At 73.3% G+C, this 19140-nt stretch carries 20 protein-coding genes; 10 read left to right on the top strand and 10 right to left on the bottom strand.

Annotated elements, in window-relative coordinates:
* Window positions 1-620: 620 nt before the first annotated feature.
* The 5 genes from LUZ64_RS34650 to LUZ64_RS34630 are packed head-to-tail and all read left to right on the top strand — an operon-like array spanning window position 621 to window position 5012.
* A complete protein-coding gene (locus tag LUZ64_RS34650; protein WP_095581971.1) occupies window positions 621-2171 on the top strand; it encodes an ATP-binding protein in 1551 nt (516 codons plus the stop codon).
* Between the two features lie 25 nt (window positions 2172-2196).
* Window positions 2197-2589 carry a roadblock/LC7 domain-containing protein gene (locus LUZ64_RS34645; protein WP_221505784.1) on the top strand — a complete coding sequence of 131 codons (393 nt, stop codon included), beginning with the start codon at window positions 2197-2199 and terminating at the stop codon, window positions 2587-2589.
* Window positions 2586-2951 (top strand): DUF742 domain-containing protein, encoded by a 366-nt coding sequence (locus LUZ64_RS34640; protein ID WP_095581970.1) that lies wholly within the window; start codon window positions 2586-2588, stop codon window positions 2949-2951. The genes LUZ64_RS34645 and LUZ64_RS34640 overlap by 4 nt, the downstream gene beginning before the upstream one ends.
* Entirely contained in the window at window positions 2932-3582 is a 651-nt protein-coding gene (locus LUZ64_RS34635) for a GTP-binding protein (RefSeq protein WP_087929138.1), read from the top strand. The genes LUZ64_RS34640 and LUZ64_RS34635 overlap by 20 nt, the downstream gene beginning before the upstream one ends.
* On the top strand, window positions 3579-5012 hold the full coding sequence (locus tag LUZ64_RS34630; protein WP_372472087.1) for a cytochrome P450: 1434 nt from the start codon (window positions 3579-3581) through the stop codon (window positions 5010-5012). Before LUZ64_RS34635 ends, LUZ64_RS34630 begins: the two co-directional genes overlap by 4 nt.
* On the opposite strand, the gene LUZ64_RS34625 is transcribed toward LUZ64_RS34630, so the two are convergent.
* Entirely contained in the window at window positions 4901-6043 is a 1143-nt protein-coding gene (locus LUZ64_RS34625; protein ID WP_232390595.1) for a terpene synthase family protein, read from the bottom strand. The genes LUZ64_RS34630 and LUZ64_RS34625 overlap by 112 nt on opposite strands.
* Before the next feature lie 380 nt (window positions 6044-6423).
* Between LUZ64_RS34625 and lnt the strand changes: the two genes are divergently transcribed.
* On the top strand, window positions 6424-8007 hold the full coding sequence (lnt, locus tag LUZ64_RS34620) for an apolipoprotein N-acyltransferase (protein ID WP_095581968.1): 1584 nt from the start codon (window positions 6424-6426) through the stop codon (window positions 8005-8007).
* On the opposite strand, the gene LUZ64_RS34615 is transcribed toward lnt, so the two are convergent.
* Entirely contained in the window at window positions 7979-8884 is a 906-nt protein-coding gene (locus LUZ64_RS34615) for a Gfo/Idh/MocA family protein (RefSeq protein ID WP_095581967.1), read from the bottom strand. The genes lnt and LUZ64_RS34615 overlap by 29 nt on opposite strands.
* Complete coding sequence (locus LUZ64_RS34610; RefSeq protein WP_095581966.1) at window positions 8881-10110, bottom strand: FAD-dependent monooxygenase; 1230 nt, start codon at window positions 10108-10110, stop codon at window positions 8881-8883. The genes LUZ64_RS34615 and LUZ64_RS34610 overlap by 4 nt, the downstream gene beginning before the upstream one ends.
* Window positions 10111-10184: 74 nt before the next feature.
* On the opposite strand from LUZ64_RS34610, the gene LUZ64_RS34605 reads away from it, so the two are divergent.
* Together LUZ64_RS34605 and LUZ64_RS34600 are read left to right on the top strand one after the other, a co-directional pair.
* Window positions 10185-10820 (top strand): TetR/AcrR family transcriptional regulator, encoded by a 636-nt coding sequence (locus LUZ64_RS34605; protein ID WP_170116778.1) that lies wholly within the window; start codon window positions 10185-10187, stop codon window positions 10818-10820.
* Between the two features lie 316 nt (window positions 10821-11136).
* Window positions 11137-11964, top strand: coding sequence for a hypothetical protein (locus LUZ64_RS34600; RefSeq protein ID WP_232390594.1), 828 nt, complete (start codon window positions 11137-11139; stop codon window positions 11962-11964).
* Window positions 11965-12015: 51 nt separating this feature from the next.
* Here LUZ64_RS34600 and LUZ64_RS34595 read toward each other — a convergent pair whose 3' ends face one another.
* The 6 genes from LUZ64_RS34595 to LUZ64_RS34570 all read right to left on the bottom strand — a co-directional run bounded on the left by LUZ64_RS34595 (window position 12016) and on the right by LUZ64_RS34570 (window position 16485).
* A complete protein-coding gene (locus LUZ64_RS34595; RefSeq protein ID WP_095583365.1) occupies window positions 12016-12702 on the bottom strand; it encodes a uracil-DNA glycosylase in 687 nt (228 codons plus the stop codon).
* Window positions 12703-12779: 77 nt separating this feature from the next.
* The gene (locus LUZ64_RS34590; protein ID WP_095583364.1) at window positions 12780-13541 is read right to left on the bottom strand and encodes an SDR family oxidoreductase; all 762 of its coding nucleotides are present in this window, start codon (window positions 13539-13541) and stop codon (window positions 12780-12782) included.
* A 17-nt stretch (window positions 13542-13558) separates the two neighbouring features.
* Window positions 13559-14320 (bottom strand): 3-oxoacyl-ACP reductase FabG, encoded by a 762-nt coding sequence (gene fabG, locus LUZ64_RS34585; RefSeq protein ID WP_095583363.1) that lies wholly within the window; start codon window positions 14318-14320, stop codon window positions 13559-13561.
* A gap of 173 nt (window positions 14321-14493) precedes the next feature.
* Window positions 14494-14889: a DUF3037 domain-containing protein gene (locus tag LUZ64_RS34580; RefSeq protein WP_095583362.1), complete on the bottom strand. Its 396-nt coding sequence runs from the start codon at window positions 14887-14889 to the stop codon at window positions 14494-14496.
* Window positions 14886-15710, bottom strand: a complete 825-nt coding sequence (locus LUZ64_RS34575; RefSeq protein WP_095583361.1) for a HipA family kinase — start codon at window positions 15708-15710, stop codon at window positions 14886-14888. The genes LUZ64_RS34580 and LUZ64_RS34575 overlap by 4 nt, the downstream gene beginning before the upstream one ends.
* A 91-nt stretch (window positions 15711-15801) precedes the next feature.
* Entirely contained in the window at window positions 15802-16485 is a 684-nt protein-coding gene (locus tag LUZ64_RS34570; protein ID WP_232390593.1) for a cysteine hydrolase family protein, read from the bottom strand.
* Window positions 16486-16616: 131 nt separating this feature from the next.
* On the opposite strand from LUZ64_RS34570, the gene LUZ64_RS34565 reads away from it, so the two are divergent.
* Window positions 16617-17093, top strand: coding sequence for a pyridoxamine 5'-phosphate oxidase family protein (locus LUZ64_RS34565; RefSeq protein WP_095583822.1), 477 nt, complete (start codon window positions 16617-16619; stop codon window positions 17091-17093).
* Between the two features lie 42 nt (window positions 17094-17135).
* Here the strand turns inward: LUZ64_RS34565 and LUZ64_RS34560 are convergent, their stop codons facing one another.
* Window positions 17136-18053, bottom strand: coding sequence for a LysR family transcriptional regulator (locus LUZ64_RS34560; protein ID WP_095583821.1), 918 nt, complete (start codon window positions 18051-18053; stop codon window positions 17136-17138).
* 74 nt (window positions 18054-18127) lie between these two features.
* On the opposite strand from LUZ64_RS34560, the gene LUZ64_RS34555 reads away from it, so the two are divergent.
* Window positions 18128-19129 carry a DMT family transporter gene (locus LUZ64_RS34555; protein ID WP_232390592.1) on the top strand — a complete coding sequence of 334 codons (1002 nt, stop codon included), beginning with the start codon at window positions 18128-18130 and terminating at the stop codon, window positions 19127-19129.
* Window positions 19130-19140 lie beyond the last annotated feature (11 nt).

Raw genomic sequence — 19140 nt, 5'->3', positions numbered from 1 at the left:
GATCGCCACCCGCTACGACAAGACCCCCGAGAGCTACCTCGCCGGAGTCCACCTCCGCGCCTCCATGATCTGGATCAAGGACCTCACCCGAACCACTCAGTGATCACGACTCAATACAGACCCTAGTCCCGTCGGCCGGAGCAGGGGCAGGGTTCGCCGGACGCACCACCCGGGAGCGTGACCTTCGAGCCGTGCCCGCAACCATCCGGTGGCGCCGCGCGTACAGCACCCCCGTGACTCCGGTGCGGGGCGGGGGTGACTCCAGCGCGGTTCCGGCCGCCGGGGCCCTCTCACCCCGGAATGATCGAACATTCATCCATGAAATGCGGAAACACATTCGGTATTTGTGACGTGGGGTCATTATGAGGCCTTGCCAATTCCCTCGTCAGGCCAATCCGCGAATATGACAACTTCGCGCCGGAGCACCTCGACGACCGGCTACGCTCCATGTCGCGCAGCGGGTTGTGGCCGGTGCACGGCTGCTGCACAACCAGTGCACGCCCATCGCACGCTGCGGACGAGTGCCGCCCCGTCGCCTGTTCTCCGCGAGACCGCGAAGACCGCCGCGCCCCGGCACCCAGCCCCTTTTTCTCCTGCGTTTCAAGAGTTCGAGGATCCCGATGGTTGGTACTGGCTCGTCAGACCGGCGACGGCCCGTCTCCGCGCTGATATGGCTGATCTCACCTCTGGTGCTGGCGGTGTGCACGGGAACCGCGGTGGCCGTCGTGACCCCGGAGGCACGCGTCCCCGTCGGCTGGTGCGGGTCCTCGGCCACCGTCGCGGTGGCGCTGGCGGCCTCCGAGGCCGCCCGGCGCGGCCGGGTGATCACCGGCCTGCGCCGCCGGTGCGCCGAGCAGGAGACCGCGCTGCGCTACCGGCTCGACGAACACGAGGCGGAGACCCTCCGGTTGGCCCGTGAGCTGCTGCCCCGCGCGGTCCGCCTGCTCAAGCGCGGCGAGCCCACGGAGGTGATCCTGCGGCACACGCTGCCGACGCACGACCTGGAGCCGGGCTACGCCGCGGCGCACCGCTCGGTGCTGAAGTCCGTCATCGAGGCGGTCCAGGCCGAGGAGAGCATGCGCGACTCCGCGCAGCGCGCCTTCGTCAACATCGCCCGCCGGGTGCAGGCCATCGTCCACCAACAGGCCTATGACATCCGGGAGATGGAGCACAAGCACGGCAACGACCCGGACGTCTTCGGCGACCTCCTCCACCTCGACCACGGCAACGCCCTGACCGGCCGGCTCGCCGACAGCATCGCCGTGCTCGGCGGCTCCCGCCCCGGCCGCCAGTGGAAGAACGAGATCCCGCTCTACAACGTGCTCCGCGGCGCCATGTCCCGGATCCTCGAGTACCGCCGCGTCGACCTGCACTCCGTCGCGGACGTCGCCGTGGTCGGCCCCGCCGTCGAGCCGGTGATCCACGCGCTGGCCGAGCTGCTGGACAACGCCACCCGCTACTCCCCGCCGCAGACCCGGGTGCACCTGACCGCCGTGGACATCCAGTCCGGCATCGCGGTCGAGATCGAGGACGCCGGCGTCGGCCTGACCGACGAGGCCAGGCGCCGCACCGACCGGGTGCTGTCCAAGGAGAGCGAGCTCGACCTCGACGACCTGGGCGAGGCGCCCCGGCTGGGCCTGGCGGTCGTCGCCCGGCTCGCCCGCTCGTACAACTTCCTGGTGTCGCTGCGGCCCTCCGCCTACGGCGGCGTACGGGCGGTGCTGGTCATCCCCATGGACCTGATCACCGCGAGCAAGCACCCCGGCGGCGACATCGCCCGCGCCCCCAAGCTGCCCCCCTTCAAGTCCAAGCGGCGCCCCGGCCAACGGATCCCCGCGCCCGGCCCCGAGACGCCGCCGCCCATGATGGAGCACCCCATCCCGCCGCCGCTGGGCGACAGCGGGCTGCCTCAGCGCCGGCGGCGGCGCGGCCCCGCGCCGCTCCCCTTCGGCCGGGCCGCGGCCGCCCAGCGGGAACGGGAGCGGGAGCAGGCGATGCGCACCCGGCCGAGCGTCCCGGTGCAGCCGGGACCCGAGCGCGACCTCCCGGAGCAGCCGCCCAAGCAGCCCGGCATGTGGCTCGCGGCCTTCACCAGAGGCATCAACGGGGAGCTCCCGGAGCCGGATCGCGACCGGCCGAACAGTGATCTCTCGTCAGACAAGGAAGAGTAGCCAAGTGACGCAGCCGCGGTTCAACATGGACTGGATGCTCAAGGACCTGGCAACGGGCGTTCCGCAGACCCGGCACGTGATCGTGCTGTCCTCGGACGGCCTGCGCATGGCCCAGCACGGCACCGACCCTGACGTCGCCGACCGTCTCGCCGCCGCCTGTGCCGGACTGCAGAGCCTGTCCGCCGCCATCGCCGCGGAGTTCCCGAATCCGCGCGGGGACGGACAGATGCGGCTGGTCGTCATCGAGGTCGACGGCGGTTTCTTCTACCTCATGGCCGCCGGGGCCGGAGCGTATCTCGCCGTGCTGGCCGACGACGACGTGGACGCCGAGCTGATGGGCCTGCGGATGCGGGACCTGGTGGCCCGGATCGGCTCGCACCTCACCAGTCCCCCGCGGGTCGGCGGGCCGGTGACATGAACGGGGCCGGACCCGACCCAGCGACAGCGCCCGGCAGTCCGGACCGGCTGTACATCCTCACCGGCACCCAGGACCACGCGGAGCAGCGGACCGAGCTCGATCTGGTCACCCTGATCGTGTCCCGGACGGAGTCCGAGGCCGGTCTGCAGCCCGAGCACGCGGCCATCGTCCGGATGTGTCACTACCCGCTCTCGGTCGCGGAGATATCCGCCTATCTGGAGCTGCCGGTCAGCACGCTGACCCAGCTCCTCACCGAATTGCTGACGGGCCGACAGGTGGAGGCCCGTCCCCCGGTCCCGGCGGCGGCCCTGCCCGACGTCCGACTTCTGGAGGCGGTGATGAATGGACTACAGAAGCTCTGACCCGTACGCCTCCCCGTACGGCCCCGACACCCCCGCGGGCCCACGGCGCGAGGACGTCCTGCCGGCGTCCGCGACCGCGGCCGTCAAGGTCGTCATCGTCGGCGGCTTCGGGGTGGGAAAGACGACCCTGGTGGGCGCGGTCAGCGAGATCAGGCCGCTGACCACCGAGGAGACCATGACCCAGGCCGGCGTCGGCGTGGACGACCTGGCCGGGGTCGAGCACAAGACCGAGACCACCGTGGCCATGGACTTCGGCCGGATCAGCATCAACGAGCAGCTGGTGCTGTACCTCTTCGGCACCCCTGGCCAGGAGCGCTTCTGGTTCCTGTGGAACGGCCTCTTCGAAGGGGCGCTCGGCGCGGTGGTGCTGCTCGACACCCGGCGGCTGGAGGTGAGCTACGACGTGATCGGCCGCCTGGAGGAGCGCGGCGTCCCCTTCGTCGTGGGCGTCAACCGCTTCCCCGGCTCCCCCACCTACCCCATGGCGGAGCTCCGCGCGGCGATGGATCTGGAGGACTCCGTGCCCATGGTCGACTGCGACGCCCGTGACCGCGGCTCCTGCCGCGACACCCTGCTGACCCTCATGCGCTATCTGTACACCCTCACGACCGCTTCCCCGGAGCCCCAGTGACCCTCCCCCCCGAACACTCCCGCGCCGACTCCATGGTCGTGCCGCCCCCGCAGTGCCCCGCCCACGGCCCGGGCGGTGTCACCCGGCTCTACGGTCCGGACGCCGAGGCCGACCCCATGGCGCTGTACGAGCGGCTGCGCGAGAAGCACGGCCAGGTGGCGCCCGTCCTGCTGCACGGCGACGTGCCCGCCTGGCTGGTCCTCGGCTACCGCGAGAACCTCGACGTCGCGCGCACGCCCTCGCGGTTCTCGCGGGACTCCCGGCTCTGGCGCGAGGCGCGCGAGGGCCGGATCGCGCCCGATCACCCGCTGACGCCCATCACCACCTGGCAGCCCATCTGCGTCTTCGCGGACGGGCAGCAGCACGAGCGCTGGCGCGGCGCGGTGAACGACGGCATCGCGCGCTTCGACAAGCGGGGCATCCGGCGCCATGTCACCCGCTTCGCCAACCAGTTGGTGGACCGCTTCTGCCAGGAGGGCCGCGCGGATCTGGTGCACCAGTTCGCGGAGCACCTGCCGATGATGGCGATGACCCAGCTGCTGGGCATGCCCGAGGCGTACGACACCCGGCTGGTCAACGCGGCCCGCGACATGATCAAGGGCACCGAGACGGCGGTCGCGAGCAACGAGTTCGTCCAGGAGACGCTCCGCAAGCTGGTGGCCCGCAAGCGGGTGGAGCCCGGTTCGGACTTCACGAGCTGGCTGCTGGAGCACCCCTCGGGGCTCACGGACGACGAGGTGCAGCAGCATCTGCGGCTGGTGCTCATCGCCGCCTACGAGACCACCGCGAACCTCATCGCCAACACCCTGAAGATGGTGTTCACCGACGTCCGCTTCCGGGCCTCGCTCGCGGGCGGCCATATGACACTGCCCGACGCGGTCGAGCAGGTGCTGTGGGACGAGCCGCCCTTCATCACCATCCTGGGCCGCTGGGCCACCCAGGACACCGAGCTGGCCGGGCAGCAGATCAAGGAGGGTGACGCCCTGGTGCTCGGGCTGGCCGCCGCCAACATGGACACGGTGGTCCGCCCCGACCCGGATCTGCCGATCCACGGGAACCGCTCCCACCTGGCGTTCAGCGGAGGCGCCCATGAGTGCCCCGGGCAGGACGTGGGCCGGGCGATCGCGGACACGGGCATCGACGCCCTGCTGCTGCGGCTGCCCGACCTCACCCTCGCGGTGGAGGAGTCCGAGCTGGTCTACGCCTCCGCGCTGATGTCCCGCCACCTGACGGCCCTTCCGGTGAAGTTCGCGGCACAGCCGCCGCTGCCCCCGGAGCCCGCCGAGGACCGCGCACCGGAAGGACCGGTCTCCTCCCTTCAGCCGGAGCGGCCCGAACAGCCGGTGGCCACACCGGCGCCGTCCGGCCAGGCGGCGCCGTCCCGGACGTCGTGGTGGAGGTCGTTGCGCCGCTGGCTGCGGCGCGGGTAGGGGGTGGATTCGAGTTGGTCCCACCACCAGGCGATGGCGGGCAGGGGCAGCGGCTCCAGGCTGTCGTCGGCCGGCTCGGTCTTCCACCACCGCGCGGGTTCGCCGGCCCCGTAGGGGTCGGCGTAACGGGCGCAGGCGGAGGCCCAGTCGAGGTGGCCGCGGACGAACTGCCCGAGCGCCACGAGGTAGCAGCGCAGCTCGACACCGGAGCGTGGCCAGAGCTGCTCGCGCAAGCGCAGGAAGAGCGTCATGACGCGGTCGCGCATCGCCATGGCCTCCTCCTGCGCGCGGGCGGGCGCGCAGTCCCGTTCCTGGGCGAGGACGTCGATCAGGTTGAGGTTGTCACCGGCCCGCTGGATCTCCTTGTTCCGTGAGTAGAAGTCGTTGTCCCAGGCCACGAGGGTCCAGGTCATCTCGGTCATGGCCCGGATCTCGGGGCGGTCGAGGTCCTGGTCCTGGAGCTCGTACCCGCCGGCGATGTCCATGAGGGCGGTGGAGGGTGCCATGCCGATGGCGCGCATCCACATGGCGGCGTAGTCGTTGACGGACGGCAGGGCCCGGTCGCGACGGCACGCCGCCTCCCACACCAGGCCGGACATATAGGTGCGCATGCCCTCGGTCCAGTGGCGTAACTGACCGGGCGTGGCGTGCTCGGCCAGCTCCAGGCGGACGGCGCGGAGCGCCGCCGTGTGGGGCGAGTCGTCCGGCCACGCCGGTGTCGGGGCCTCCAGGACGCGCATGATGCGGGAGGTCGTATGGGCCAGGCCGTGGGCCGTGGCGCCCGCCTCGTCGCAGAGGGCGTCGTCCAGGGAGAAGAGCACCGCGTGCAGCTTCGCCACCACCTTCAGCGGGCGCGCCTGCCCGTAGGGCATGGTGCTGGCCGTGAGACCGCCGAAGTCGCACCGGATGAGGCGTTGCCGTTGATGGGAGGAGGTATCGAGCTCCTGCTGCAGCATCCAGTCCACCGAGGCGTCGTCGATCTCCCGCACCCGGGGATGGACCGCCGGTGGTATCGGACAGTAGAAAGGCACGATCTCCAAGGGCTGGACTGTTATGCGGTCTCGCACGCTTGTCACGCCGCCTCCCCGGGCCGACTCGCAGCGTTCCTGTCCACTTTTGCGCGGTACCTGCCCAGGGCGGACCGCGGATAACCCGTTGCGCATATCCGGTCACACCTTTCCAGCACGGGACGCAAGGTTCACTTCGGATCGTTTTCGATCGAACCGAGCCAAAGACGCCCTGCGGAAGGGTAAGAGCGGTTGAATATTGCACACCGTTGTCGGGGTTTTTTCCTCATGATCCTCCGCTGTTCGAAAAACTGAGGGATGGCCGGATCCCGCTCACGCGTGGCAGGGACGAATGATCGACGATCCCCGGCACCGGTGATCGTCCAGCCCGAGGGAGGCATGGCATGGCGATGGCATCGTCGGTCCGGCGGTACGGAGCGCTCCGCGCCGGGCCCCGGCGCCGCGGCGCCCTGGCGGTGGCGGCGGGCGCGCTGCCCGCCCTGTGTTTTCCCGCTCCGGCGCTGTGGTGGCTCGCCTACGTGGCCCTCGTCCCGTGGCTGCTGCTGGTCCGCTCGGCCGCCACGGCGCGCCGGGCGGCGCTCGAGGGATGGCTGGGCGGGGCGGGGTTCCTGCTCGCGGTGCACCATTGGCTGCTGCCGAGTCTGCATGTCTTCATTCTGGTACTCGCGGCGCTGCTGGGGTTGTTGTGGGCGCCGTGGGGACTGGTGGTGCATCGTCTGCTGGGGGGATCACCCGGCCCCGGCAGGTGCGCGGCGGCTCTCGTCGTGGTCCCCTCCGCGTGGTTGATGGTCGAACTTGTCCGTTCGTGGGAGTACTTGGGTGGCCCCTGGGGGCTGTTCGGTGCGAGTCAGTGGCAGGTGCAACCCGCTCTCAGACTGGCCTCCCTGGGCGGGATCTGGCTGGTTAGTTTCCTCCTCGTGGCCCTCAACGCGGCCCTCGCCACGCTGGTTTGTGCCCCGCGCGCACGCGCCACCGGGGCGGTGGGCGCGCTCGTGTGCGCCGCGGTCGCCGCCGGGGGGTGGCTGTGGGCCCCGCGGCCGCAGGACGCGGGCACCGTCCGGATCGCCGTCGTCCAGCCGGGTGTGATCTCCGGCGCCCACAGCCCGCAGCGGCGCTTCGACCGTGAGGAGGAGCTGACCCGGCGACTGGCCGGGCAGCGCCTCGACCTGGTGGTCTGGGGCGAGAGCAGCGTGGGGGACGACCTGGACCGGCGGCCCGGTCTGCGGAACCGGCTCGCCGCGCTCTCCCGGGAGGTCGGCGCGGATCTGCTGGTGAACGTCGACGCCCGCCGCGCGGACCGGCCCGGGATCTTCAAGAGTTCCGTGCTGGTCGGCCCCGGCGGCCCCACCGGGGACCGGTACGACAAGATGCGGCTGGTGCCGTTCGGGGAGTACATTCCGGCGCGCTCGCTGCTGGGCTGGGCCACGTCGGTGGGCAAGGCCGCGGGCGAGGACCGGCGGCGCGGCGAACGGCCGGTGGTGATGCGGCTGCCGGCCGGCGGGGCCGGTGCGGCCGGACTGCGGATCGGGCCGCTGGTGTGCTTCGAGTCGGCCTTTCCCGACATGAGCCGGAGGCTGGCGCGGGACGGCGCGCAGGTGCTCGTCGCCCAGTCGGCGACCTCCACCTTCCAGCACAGCTGGGCACCGCGGCAGCACGCCTCGCTGGCGGCGCTGCGGGCCGCCGAGACCTGGCGGCCCGTCGTGCACGCGACGCTGACCGGGGTGAGCGCGGTCGCGGGCCCGCGCGGGGAGGCGGTGGGCACCACGCTGGGCACGGAGCGCAGCGCCTCCGCCGTCTACGAGGTCCCTCTCGCCCGGGGCACCAGCCCGTACGTCCGCACCGGCGACCTGGCCGTCCTCGGCTCGGTGACGGTCCTGGTCTGCTACGCCGCCGCCACGGCCGCGCGGGCGCTGCTCCGGAGGCGTTCCCGGGAGGGCGTCAGGAAGCCTGCTCCAGAGCGGCGTTGACGATCCGCTCGGCCAGCTCGTGGGTGCGCAGCGCGTCCTCGGCGTCCAGCACCTCGCCCGCCCGCACCGCGTCGAGGAAGACCCCCACGACCTGCTCGATGCCGCGCTGGCGGGCGACGGGCACCCAGTCGCCGCGGCGACGGACGCTCGGCTGGCCCTTGTGGTCGACGACCTCGGCGAGGTTCACGACCTGCCGCTTGGTGTCCTGGCCGGAGACCTCCAGGATCTCCTCGGTGGAGCCGCTCATCCGGTTCATGGTGCCGATGGCGGTGAATCCGTCGCCCGACAGCTGGAGCACCACGTGGTGCATCAGGCCGTCCCGGACCCGGGCCCGGACGTCGATGTGCTCGACGGGCCCGGGGACGAGGAAGCGCAGGGTGTCGACGACGTGGATGAAGTCGTCGAAGACGAGGGTGCGCGGGTCCTCGGCGAGTCCGACGCGGTTCTTCTGCATCAGGATCAGGTCGCGCGGGTGGTCCAGGCACTGGGCGTAGCCGGGGGCGTGGCGGCGGTTGAAGCCGACGGCCAGGCTTACCCGGCGCTCCCGCGCGAGGCGGACGAGGCGCTCGCTGCCGGCCAGGTCGTAGGCGAGGGGCTTGTCCACGTAGACGGGCACGTCCGCCTCCAGGAGGCGGGTGACGATCTCGGGGTGCGCGGCGGTGGCCGCGTGGACGAAGGCCGCGTCGAGGCCGGCGGCCAGCAGCGAGTCGAGGTCGGTGTGGCGGTGCGCGTCGGGGACGCGGTAGGTGTCGGCGACGCGGTGGAGGGTCTCGGGCGTGCGGGTGTGGAGGTGGGGTACGAGCCCCGGCTGTGTGGTGAGCACGGGCAGATACGCCTTCTGCGCGATGTCGCCGAGCCCGATGCAGCCGACCTTCACTGAGCCTCCTTGGTACGCGTTCCCGTTTGAGCAGCATACGGGTGTACGGGTGGGTGCCAGTCGGCCACTCCGTCGAGGCCGCGCAGGGCGAGGTGGGGCGCCAGCCGGTCCGCGGCGGCGAGGGCGGCGTCGCGCAGGGCGCGGCCGGGCCGGGAGGAGAGGCAGGCGAGGCGGCCGACGCGGGCGGAGCGGCGGACGATCGCCGTGGTGCGGGGCAGCCGCTCCGCGGTGTAGCGCGGCAGGGCGGACAGCGGGTCGCCGCCGGGCCCCGCGGCGGCCTCGGTGACCAGGTGGGCGAGGACGACCGCGTCCTCGACGGCCTGGCAGGCGCCCTGTCCGAGGTTCGGCGTCATGGAGTGGGCGGCGTCGCCGAGGAGGGCGACCCGGCCGTGGTGGTAGGCGGGCAGCGGATCGGCGGCGCTGTGGACGTCGTTGCGCAGTACGGCGGCGGGGTCGGCCGCGGCGAGGAGCCGCGGTACGGGGTGGTGCCAGTCGCCGAAGAGGCGGCGCAGCTGGGCGAGTTCGCCGCCGGGGGCCTGCGCGCGGGCGGGCGCGGTGGCTTGGGCGTAGGCGTAGACGCGGCCGTCGCGCAAGGGGACGGTGCCCCAGAGCCGGCCGGGTCCCCAGGTCTCGTGGGCGGTGGCCGCGCCCCGCGGCAGGGCGGTGGCCGGGACGACGAAGCGCCAGGTGGTGAAGCCGGTGTAACGCGGTGCCGGGTGGCCGGGGAAGAGCGTGGCGCGGACGGCGGAGTGGATGCCGTCGGCGCCGACGACGAGGTCGGCCTCCAGGACTTTGCCGGGGGTGGTGACGCGGGCGGGACGGTCCGGCCCGCCGGGGTCGGTGAGTTCCCCGCGCACCCCGGTGCGTACGGCACCCTTGGGGAGGCATGAGGCGAGCAGGGCGATGACGTCGGCGCGGTGGGCGACGACGACGGGGCCGCCGAAGCGCCGGGCGGCGGCCGCGTTGTCCGTACGGGAGAGCCGGCGCCCGCCAGGGCGGCGCAGTCCGCCGTCCAGTGGGACGGCCAGGGCGCGCACGGCGTCGCCGGCGCCGAAGGCGTCAAGGGCGCGCTGGGCGTTGGCGGCGAGGGCGATGCCGGCGCCCACCGGTTCGAGCGAGGCGGCGCGTTCGAGGACGGTGACGTCCCAGCCGCGGTGGTGCAGGGCGGCAGCGGCGGCGAGGCCGCCTGTACCGCCGCCGATGACGACGGCGCGGAGCTTGCGCATGGCTTACCTCCATGTGACTACATCCGTAGTTCGCCTGACGATACTACCTCTGTAGTGCGCGGTAGGTTGAGGGCATGTCAGTGGAGAAGGAACCCGAGCAGTACCCGGGGCAGCCGCTGGTGCGGCTGCCCGCCGGAGCCGCACGCGGCCGGCTGATCGCCGACACGGCCCTCGACCTGCTCGCCGAGCGCGGCATGCGCGGGCTGACGCACCGGGCCGTCGACGAGGCGGCGGGCCTGCCGACCGGCTCGACGTCCAACCAGGCCCGGACCCGGCTCGCCCTGCTGGAGATCGCGGTGCGGCGGCTCGCCGTGCGCGAGGGTGAGGTGCTGTCCCTGAAGGAGCTGCCCGATCCGGCGGGCGGCCCCGAGGCTCTCGCCGACGCGATCGCGCTCGCCCTGCACCGCACCCTGACCGGCCGGCGCGGCCTGCTGATCGCCCGCTACGAACTGGCCCTGGAGGCCTCCCGGCGCCCCGAGTTGCGGGCCATCTACGACCTGGAGGGGCGCGCCTTCCGCGAGCCCCTCGTCGCCCTGCTGGCCGCGGCGGGCTCGGAGGCGCCGGAGCGGCACGCGCTGTCGGTGCTGGCGTGGTGCGAGGGGTTGATGTTCTCGTGCGCGGCGGGGTCGTACCACGCGGAGGTGCCGGGGCTGGAGTTGTTGCGGGTGAGTGCGCGGGAGTTGTTGCGGGGGGTGCTGGGGCGGGGGTAGGCGCCTGCGGCGGGCTTGTTCCCCACCCCGCCCCTTCCCGAACCGGGGCTCCGCCCCGGGCCCCGGTCCTCGATCGCCGGACGGGCTGAGTCGTCGCCCGGAACCGGGCTGGAAAGGCAACTTCGGACAGGGGCGAAATCCAGCCCGGTCGGCGATTGAGGCCACCGCGCGAAGCGCGGAATCGGGGGCCCGGGGATCTCCCCGGATTCGGGAAGGGGCGGGGCCGGGGAAAACGCCCCGCGCGGCGGGCGGATGATCACACGTCACCCCTACGGGGCATTCCCAAGCCACTCACCAGGGCAGCAGAGTTGAGCGAATGCATCGAATCCCCGCCGCGGCAGCCCTGACGGTGCTCACGATCGTCGCCTCCGCCGGCTGCGTATCCGTGTCCCCGCACACCGCCACCCACGCCCCTGCTGGCTCGTCGCGGTGGTCGGGCACCCCTCCCCGCGTCGGCCAGGGGCCGGCCCGCGAGGCACTGGTCACGACGGGACCGGACGGCCCGGGCGGCGGCCTCCGCGGTGGGCGGGACGGAGCCGACGGACGCGACGGCGATCCGGGCCTCCTGGGCGCGCCGACGTTCTGGGACCCGTCCGACCCCTCGCGCCCCGGGGGCCCCCGGAACCTGGAGAGGTTCTGGAATCCGTCGGGCCCGGCCGGTCCCTCCGATCCGTCCGGCCCGTTCGGTTCGTCGAGCCCCTCCATCCCCTCCATCCCCTCCGGCTCCGCCGGCCCCTCCGGCCGCTCGAACCACCCGGCCCGCTCAGGCCCCTCCGGCTCGTCCGGCGCTTCCGGACCGGCCGGGCCTTCCGGACCGGCCGGCTCCACGGGCCCCTCCGGCCGCTCGTCCGGCCGGAGCTCCTCGTCCCCCTCGGGACCGGGCTCGTCCGGACCCTCCCGGGACGCGGGCCACCAGGCGGCCTCCCCCGACCGGTCCACGCCGCGCCAGGACACCCCCGCCCCCCAGCAGCGCTCGGACCCGCCCGCGAGCGGCCTCGCCTCCGAACCCCGCAAGGAGGCGCCCGCCCCCGCCCCGGCTCCGGCCAAGGGCGGCGGCAATGTGTGCGCCATGGGCCGCGACTACGGCCGCTGGCAGCAGGGCGACGACGCCAACCGCATCTGCGGCCAGGTGTACGGGCACTGAGCCGGGCAGGCGCCGCGCCCGCGCCCGTACACCCTCACGCGCGGGCCGGGCTCAGACCGCCAGGTCCGGGATGCGCCAGTCGATCGGCTCGTGGCCCTGGGCCGCGACCGCCTCGTTGATCTGGGTGAAGGGGCGGCTGCCGAAGAACTTCTTGGCCGACAGGGGCGACGGGTGCGCGCCCTTGACGACCGTGTGGCGCGCCTCGTCGATCAGGGGCAGCTTCTTCTGGGCGTAGTTGCCCCACAGCACGAAGACGGCCGGGTCGGGGCGGGAGGCCACGGCGCGGATGACCGCGTCGGTGAACTTCTCCCAGCCCTTGCCCTTGTGGGAGTTGGGCTCGCCGCCCCGGACCGTGAGCACGGCGTTGAGCAGCAGGACGCCCTGCTCGGCCCACGGCATGAGGAAGCCGTTGTCCGGCACCTCGTAGCCGAGCTCCTCGCGCATCTCCTTGTAGATGTTGCGCAGGGAGGGCGGGGTCCGGACGCCGGGCCGGACCGAGAAGCAGAGACCGTGCCCCTGGCCCGCCCCGTGGTAGGGGTCCTGTCCGAGGACGAGGACCTTCACCCGCTCGTACGGCGTGGCCTCCAGCGCGGCGAAGACCTCACCGCGCGGCGGGTACACCGGAGCGTTCGCCCGCTCCTCCTCGACGAAGTCGGTGAGCTCCTTGAAATAGGGCTTCTCCAGCTCCTCGCCGAGGACTCCGCGCCAGGACTCGGGCAGCGTGTCGGTGACGGTCACGTCGACAACCTCCGGGGTTCGATCCGTTTACACCGGAGAACTTACCGGCGGCCACTGACATCGCCCGCCGCCCCGTCTCAGAAGCCCGCGTTGAGGAAGATCCCCCCGTCCACCACCAGCGTCTGCCCGGTGATCCAGGCGGCCGCGTCGGAGAGCAGGAAAGCGGCCGCTCCCCCGATGTCCTCGGGCACCCCGAGCCTGCCGAGCGGGTACGACGCGACGACCTCCGCCTCGCGCCCCTCGTAGAGGGCGGCGGCGAACTTCGTCTTCACGACGGCGGGCGCGATGGAGTTGACGCGGACGCCCGGGGCCATCTCGTGGGCGAGCTGGAGCGAGAGGTTGACCATGGCGGCCTTGCTGATGCCGTAGGCGCCGACGAAGGGCGACGCGCCGAGCCCGGCGACGGACGCGATGTTGACGATCGCCCCGCCGTTCTCCTTCTGCCACGCCCGCCAGGTCCGCTGGGCGAAGCCGAGCGCGGAGATCACATTGGTCTCGAAGACCTTACGGGCGACGGCCAGGTCGAGCTCGGCGATCGGGCCGAACACGGGGTTCGTCCCGGCGTTGTTGACGAGGTGGTCGATCCGTCCGAAGGCGTCCATCGCACGCTCCACGGCGGCGGCCTGGTGGGCCTCGTCGTGGGCCTTGCCGGGCACCCCGAGCACCCGGCCGGGGCGGCCCGCCGACAGGGTCTCGGCCGCCCGCTCCAGGCTCTCCTCGTCCCGTCCGGTGATGACGACGCGGTCGCCGCGGGCGACGAGCGCCTCGGCGATGCCGTATCCGATGCCGCGGCTGGCGCCCGTGACGAGGGCGACCTTCCCGCTGTCCGGTGCGGTCATGTCCTCTTCCCTCCCCGTCAGTTGAGCGGTCCGCCGGCCACGTACAGCACCTGGCCGGAGACGAAGCCGGCCTGGTCGGCGGCGAAGAAGGCGACGGCGTTGGCGATGTCCTCGGGCTCGCCGACGCGCTGGACCGGGATCTGGCTCGCGGCGGCGGCCTTGAAGTCCTCGAAGCCCATGCCGACGCGGGCGGCGGTGGCGGCGGTCATGTCGGTGGCGATGAAGCCGGGGGCGACGGAGTTGGCGGTGACGCCGAACTTGCCGAGCTCCTTGGCGAGGGTCTTGGTGAGACCCTGCATTCCGGCCTTGGCGGCGGCGTAGTTGGCCTGGCCGCGGTTGCCGAGGGCGGAGCTGCTGGAGAGGTTGACGATCCGGCCGAAGCCCGCGTCGACCATGTGCTTCTGGCAGGCCCGCGACATCAGGAAGGCGCCCCGCAGATGCACGCTCAGGACGGTGTCCCAGTCGTCGTCGCTCATCTTGAACAGCAGGTTGTCGCGGAGCACCCCGGCGTTGTTGACGAGGATGACCGGCGCGCCCAGCTCGGCCGCGATCCGGGCGACGGCGGCCTCGACCTGTGCGGAGTCCGAGACGTCGCAGCCGACGGCGAGGGCCGTGCCGCCCGCCGCCGTGATCTTCTCCACGGTGCCCGCGCAGGCCGCCTCGTCGAGGTCGAGGACGGCGACCGCGCGGCCCTCCCCGGCCAGGCGGACGGCGGTCGCGGCGCCGATGCCACGGGCCGCGCCCGTCACGACGGCTACGCGCTGCTCGGTGGTGGACATGCGGGGCTCTCCTCACCTCGGAGACGTCGGCGTCGACGTCGGGCTCGGCTCCAGCGGCGACACCCCGGCCGAGCAGGTGAGCAACCGCTTAGTAGCTAGTGGATCAGACGCTAGAAGCCCCGCCACCCCCTGTCAACGCCTCGGGCCGCGCCCTCGGGCGCGGCCCGGGGCCCTCACCGCACCAGCAGGTCGAGGAGACGCTCCGGTTCGCTCTCGGCGTCCGCGGTCAGCCCGGTGTGCACCGGACCCGGCTGGACGATCGTGGAACGCGGGGCGATCAGCCAACGGAAGCGGCGCCCCGGGGCGTCCTCGGCGGCCTGCCCGGCCCGCTCCCCGCCGAGGCAGACGCCCTCCACGGCGCCCAGCGCGGCCCGTACGCCCGCGACGTCCGCGGTCGGGTCGAGGGCCAGCAGCCGCGCCTCGTCCAGGTGGACGCGGGCGGCGACGTAGGACTTCGCCTGGCAGTAGACGACGACCCCGGCGTTGATCTGCTCACCCCGCTCCACGCGCGGCACCACGCGCAGCAGGGCGTATTCGAAGACGTCGCGTCCGTTGTGGCGCCCGGTCACTTGCCGGCCTTTCCGTCGAGCCTGACACGCACCCACTCCGGCGCCTGCGAGGGCTTGTCCTTGCTTCGTTCACCGAGGACCACGCGGTCGCCGATGGTCGCGGCGCGCTCCAGCAGCACCTCGACATAGGCCCGGCGCAGCGCGTCCGGGCCGTCGAAGCCCGGTTCGTCCACGAGCCACTCGTCGGGCACGTCGGCGGCGACCCGGGTCAGCAGTTCCTCGGTGACCAGCGGGGCGAGGGCGGCGGCCGCTCCGGCGACGTCCGGCGCGAAGGAGGCCAGGACATGGTCGGAGGCGTCGTAGGACTTGCCGGCCGCGGCGCCGGCGGAGGGCCAGTTGTGGTGCCAGATCATCGTCGCGCCGTGGTCGATGAGCCACAGCCGTCCGTGCCACACCAGGAGATTGGGGTTGCGCCAGGACCGGTCGACGTTGTTGATCAGCGCGTCGAACCAGACGACGCGGCCGGCCTCGGCCGCGTCGGTCTCGAAGGCCAGGGGGTCGAAGCCGAGCGCGCCGGGCAGGAAGTCCATGGCGAGGTTGAGCCCGCCGCTGGCCTTGAGCAGCCCCTGCACCTCCTGGTCCGGCTCGCCCCGGCCGATGACCGGGTCGAGCTGGATCCGGGCGAGGTCCGGGACGCGCAGGCCCAGGGCCCGGCCGAGCTGTCCGCAGATGACCTCGGCGACGAGGGTCTTGCGGCCCTGCCCGGCGCCGGTGAACTTCATGACGTAGGTGCCGAGATCGTCGGCCTCGACGATGCCGGGGAGCGAGCCACCCTCACGCAAGGGCGTGACATACCGGGTGGCGGTGACTTCGGGGAGCATTGCCCCAGGCTATAGCGGTGGACCGGGCCCCCCGGCACCGGGCGCGCCGCCCCGGCCCGGCGTCACCGTGCCCCGCCGGGGCGGCGCGGGCTCAGCGCGTCCGGCGCGGGCGCCGCCAGCCGCGCAGTACGGCGTCCGCCGTGGTGACCGTCGCGACGAGGGCGAGGGTGTGCCGGATCATCGCCGCGGTGTAGTCGGCGGGCACCCCGGCGATGGCGTCGGCGGGGACGACCGCCGTGTAGCCGAGGTTCACGGCGTCGAAGACGGCGTTGGGGACGGCCACGTTCGCCGAGACCCCGGTGACGACGAGGGTGCGGCAGCCGAGGTTGCGCAGCAGGGCGTCCAGGCCGGTGCCGGCGAGCGGCGAGAGGCCGTGCAGCCGCCGTACGACGAGGTCGGCGTCGGCGACCGGGACGGGCTCGGCGACCCGGACGGCCTTGGTACCGGCCAGCTGGCGCACCGGCAGCCGCTCGGCGGCGCGGAAGAGGCGGGCGTTGCGCCCGGCGCCGCGGCCGTCGGGGCGGCGCTCGGCGACGGCGTGCACGACCTGGACCCCGGCGGCGTGCGCGCCGGCGACCAGCCGGGCCACATTGACCAGGGCGCCGGAGGTACGCGCGGCGGCGGCGAGTTCGGGCAGGGCGCTGTCGGTGCCGACGACGCCCTCCTGGCATTCGACGGTGAGCAGGACGGTGGTGGCGGGGTCGGGCGGCTCGGCGCGCGGGTCGGCGTACGAGGTGGGGAGGGGGTCGGCGAAAGGGTCGGGTGGCGGGGGCATGGCTCCCTCGTCGGGGGCGCGGGATCGGTGCTCGGCCGCGTGAGGCTAGCGGGGATTGCGCGGCGCCGGAAGAGGCCCCATCCTTTCCTGACGGACAGTCAGATACACAGGGATCAGCGGGAGGTGCGGAGATGGCCGCCACCCAGCGGCGGGGCCGCCGGATCATGATGACGCCGGCCGAGCTCGACGCCTTCCTCTCGGAGCGGCGCACCTGCCGGGTGGCGACCGTGGGCCGGGACGGCCGGCCGCACGCCGGCGCCCTGTGGTTCGTCTGGGACGGCCGGTCCCTGTGGCTCTACTCCCTCGTGCGCAGCCGGCGGTGGGCCGACCTGCGGGGCGACGCGCGGATCGCGGTGGTGGTCGACGACGGCCGGGAGTACGGGGAGCTCCGCGGCGTGGAGCTGTCCGGCACCGCCGAGCGCGTCGGCGAGGTGCCGCGCAGGGGCGGGCCGTGCGCGGAACTCGACGCCCCGGAGGCGCTGTTCGCGGCCAAGTACTTCGGCGCGGCCGCGATGCCGCACGACGGCCGTCACGCCTGGCTGCGCCTGACACCGGAGACGACCGTCTCCTGGGACTTCCGCAAACTGGCGGCGCCGGGGCGGGGGTAGGCCCCGTACGCCCGAGGGCGGCCCGGGACCGGCCGGGATCCCTCAGGCCTCCGCGGAGTCGCCGGAGATCCTGGCGCCCGCCGCGCGCAGCACGTCCACCGCCGCACGGATCGACGGGCGGCGGTCGGCGTCCGCGCGCCAGATCGCGTAGACGTGGCGGCGCATCGTGTGCCGTACGGGCACCACGCGCACCCCGTCCGGCACCGGGCCCCGCCCCAGCCGGGGCGCGACGGCGACGCCGAGCCCGGCGGCGATCAGGGCGAGCTGGGTGTGGTGCTCCTCGGCCATATGGGAGATGCGGGGCTCGATGCCCTTGCCGCGCAGGGTGAGCATCAGCCAGTCGTGGCAGAACTCGCCGCGCGGCCAGGAGACCCACTCGTCGTCGGCGAACTCCTCCAGGTCCACCTCCGCGCGGTCGGCGAGCCGGTGACCGGCGGGCATCGCCACATCGGCCGGGTCGTCGAGGATCGGCGCCTTGGCGAGGCCGTCCGGCATGGGCAGCGGCTTGTTGTACCAGTCGAGGACGACGGCGAGGTCGATGTCACCGCGCACCACGCGCGGCACGGCCTCGTCCGGCTCCATCTCCTCCAGCCGGGCGCGCAGCTGGGGGTGCGCGGTGCGCAGCTCGGCGAGCGCGGCGGGGAAGAGGCCGCGGGCGGCGGTGGGGAAGGCGCCGAGCAGCAGCTCGCCGACGGCCTGCCCGCGCTGCGCCTCCAGATCGGCCTGGGCCAGCTCGACCTGGGAGAGGATCCGGGAGGCGTGGTCGGCGAGCAGCCGTCCGGCGTCGGTGAGACGCACGCCGCGGCCCTGCTTCGCCAGCAGTTGCTGGCCGGTCTCCCGCTCCAGCTTGGCGAGCTGCTGGGAGACGGCGGAGGTCGTCACATGGAGCCCGTCGGCGGCGGCGCTGACGGAGCCATGACGGGCGACGGCGTTGAGGGTCCGCAGACGATCCAGGTTCATATAAGCGATGCTACGCGATGGACCCTACAATTATTTGCTTGTTCTAATGGGTTTCGATCGTCATTCTGGTGCCCATGAGCACCACGAGCCCCGCCGCCACCCCTGCCGGAACCTCCGCCGGAACCCCGCCGTCCAGCCCGTCCGCGCAGCCCTCCGGCCCTCCCCCGGCCCGGCGGAAGGGGTCCGGCGTCGACTGGCGGATCCGGTTCGGCGCGCTCGCCCTCATCTGGGGTTGCAGCTTCCTCTTCATCAAGCTCGGCACCGACGGCTTCGCGCCGCTGTACGTCTCGCTCGGCCGCATGGTCTTCGGCACGGCGGTGCTGCTCGCGGTGGTCGCCGTCAAGCGGGAGCGGCTCCCGTCCGGCCCGCGCGTCTGGGGTCACCTGGCCGTCGCGGCCTTCCTGCTCAACTCGCTCCCCTTCACCCTCTTCGCCTACGCCGAGCTGCGCGTCTCCTCCTCCCTCGCCGGCATCTGCAACGCGACGACCCCGCTGTGGGGCATGGTGCTCTCACTGGTCGCGCTGTCGGAGGACCGGCCGACCCGGCGCCGCGTCGCCGGGCTCGGCATCGGCTTCCTCGGCGTCCTCACGGTGCTCGGCGCCTGGCAGGGCTTCTCCGGCCAGGACCCGGCGGGCACGCTGATGGCGCTGGTCGCCTCGGCCAGCTACGCGGTCGGCTGGATCTACGTCCGGCGCAACCTGTCCTCGACCGGCTGCTCCCACCTGGCCACGTCCGGGAGCCAGCTGCTCGTCGGCACGGTCCAGCTCGCCGTCGTCGCCCCGCTGTTCAGCCCGCTGCCGGTCTCCTTCCCGGCCGTGCCGCTGCTGGCGGTCCTCGCCCTGGGCGCGCTCGGCACCGGGTTCGCCTTCCTCGTGCAGTACGGGCTGGTCGCCGAGGTCGGGCCGACGACCGCGACGCTGACGACGTACTTCATCCCGGTCGTCGCGACCGTGGCCGGAGTGGCCCTGCTCGGCGAGGACCTCTCCTGGAACACCCCGGTCGGCGCCGTGATCGTGCTCGCGGGCGCGGCGCTCACCCAGAGCAGGCCGAAGGCGGGCGGTGCGGGACGGCCGTAAGGCCCCCGCCC

This window comes from Streptomyces albireticuli, from assembly GCF_021228125.1.
Taxonomy (GTDB): Bacteria; Actinomycetota; Actinomycetes; order Streptomycetales; family Streptomycetaceae; genus Streptomyces; species Streptomyces albireticuli.
The sequence above is the reverse complement of the archived record's forward strand: the minus strand, read 5'-3'. Positions and strand labels throughout refer to the sequence as shown.

Excerpts from the sequence above, each read along its gene's own strand:
- LUZ64_RS34650 (WP_095581971.1), top strand. The coding sequence starts at position 621 with ATGGTTGGTACTGGCTCGTCAGACCGGCGACGGCCCGTCTCCGCGCTG.
- LUZ64_RS34645 (WP_221505784.1), top strand. The coding sequence starts at position 2,197 with ATGGACTGGATGCTCAAGGACCTGGCAACGGGCGTTCCGCAGACCCGG.
- LUZ64_RS34640 (WP_095581970.1), top strand. The coding sequence starts at position 2,586 with ATGAACGGGGCCGGACCCGACCCAGCGACAGCGCCCGGCAGTCCGGAC.
- LUZ64_RS34635 (WP_087929138.1), top strand. The coding sequence starts at position 2,932 with ATGGACTACAGAAGCTCTGACCCGTACGCCTCCCCGTACGGCCCCGAC.
- lnt (WP_095581968.1), top strand. The coding sequence starts at position 6,424 with ATGGCGATGGCATCGTCGGTCCGGCGGTACGGAGCGCTCCGCGCCGGG.
- LUZ64_RS34610 (WP_095581966.1), bottom strand. The coding sequence starts at position 10,110 with ATGCGCAAGCTCCGCGCCGTCGTCATCGGCGGCGGTACAGGCGGCCTC.
- LUZ64_RS34605 (WP_170116778.1), top strand. The coding sequence starts at position 10,185 with ATGTCAGTGGAGAAGGAACCCGAGCAGTACCCGGGGCAGCCGCTGGTG.
- LUZ64_RS34600 (WP_232390594.1), top strand. The coding sequence starts at position 11,137 with ATGCATCGAATCCCCGCCGCGGCAGCCCTGACGGTGCTCACGATCGTC.
- LUZ64_RS34590 (WP_095583364.1), bottom strand. The coding sequence starts at position 13,541 with ATGACCGCACCGGACAGCGGGAAGGTCGCCCTCGTCACGGGCGCCAGC.
- fabG (WP_095583363.1), bottom strand. The coding sequence starts at position 14,320 with ATGTCCACCACCGAGCAGCGCGTAGCCGTCGTGACGGGCGCGGCCCGT.
- LUZ64_RS34575 (WP_095583361.1), bottom strand. The coding sequence starts at position 15,710 with ATGCTCCCCGAAGTCACCGCCACCCGGTATGTCACGCCCTTGCGTGAG.
- LUZ64_RS34570 (WP_232390593.1), bottom strand. The coding sequence starts at position 16,485 with ATGCCCCCGCCACCCGACCCTTTCGCCGACCCCCTCCCCACCTCGTAC.
- LUZ64_RS34565 (WP_095583822.1), top strand. The coding sequence starts at position 16,617 with ATGGCCGCCACCCAGCGGCGGGGCCGCCGGATCATGATGACGCCGGCC.
- LUZ64_RS34560 (WP_095583821.1), bottom strand. The coding sequence starts at position 18,053 with ATGAACCTGGATCGTCTGCGGACCCTCAACGCCGTCGCCCGTCATGGC.
- LUZ64_RS34555 (WP_232390592.1), top strand. The coding sequence starts at position 18,128 with ATGAGCACCACGAGCCCCGCCGCCACCCCTGCCGGAACCTCCGCCGGA.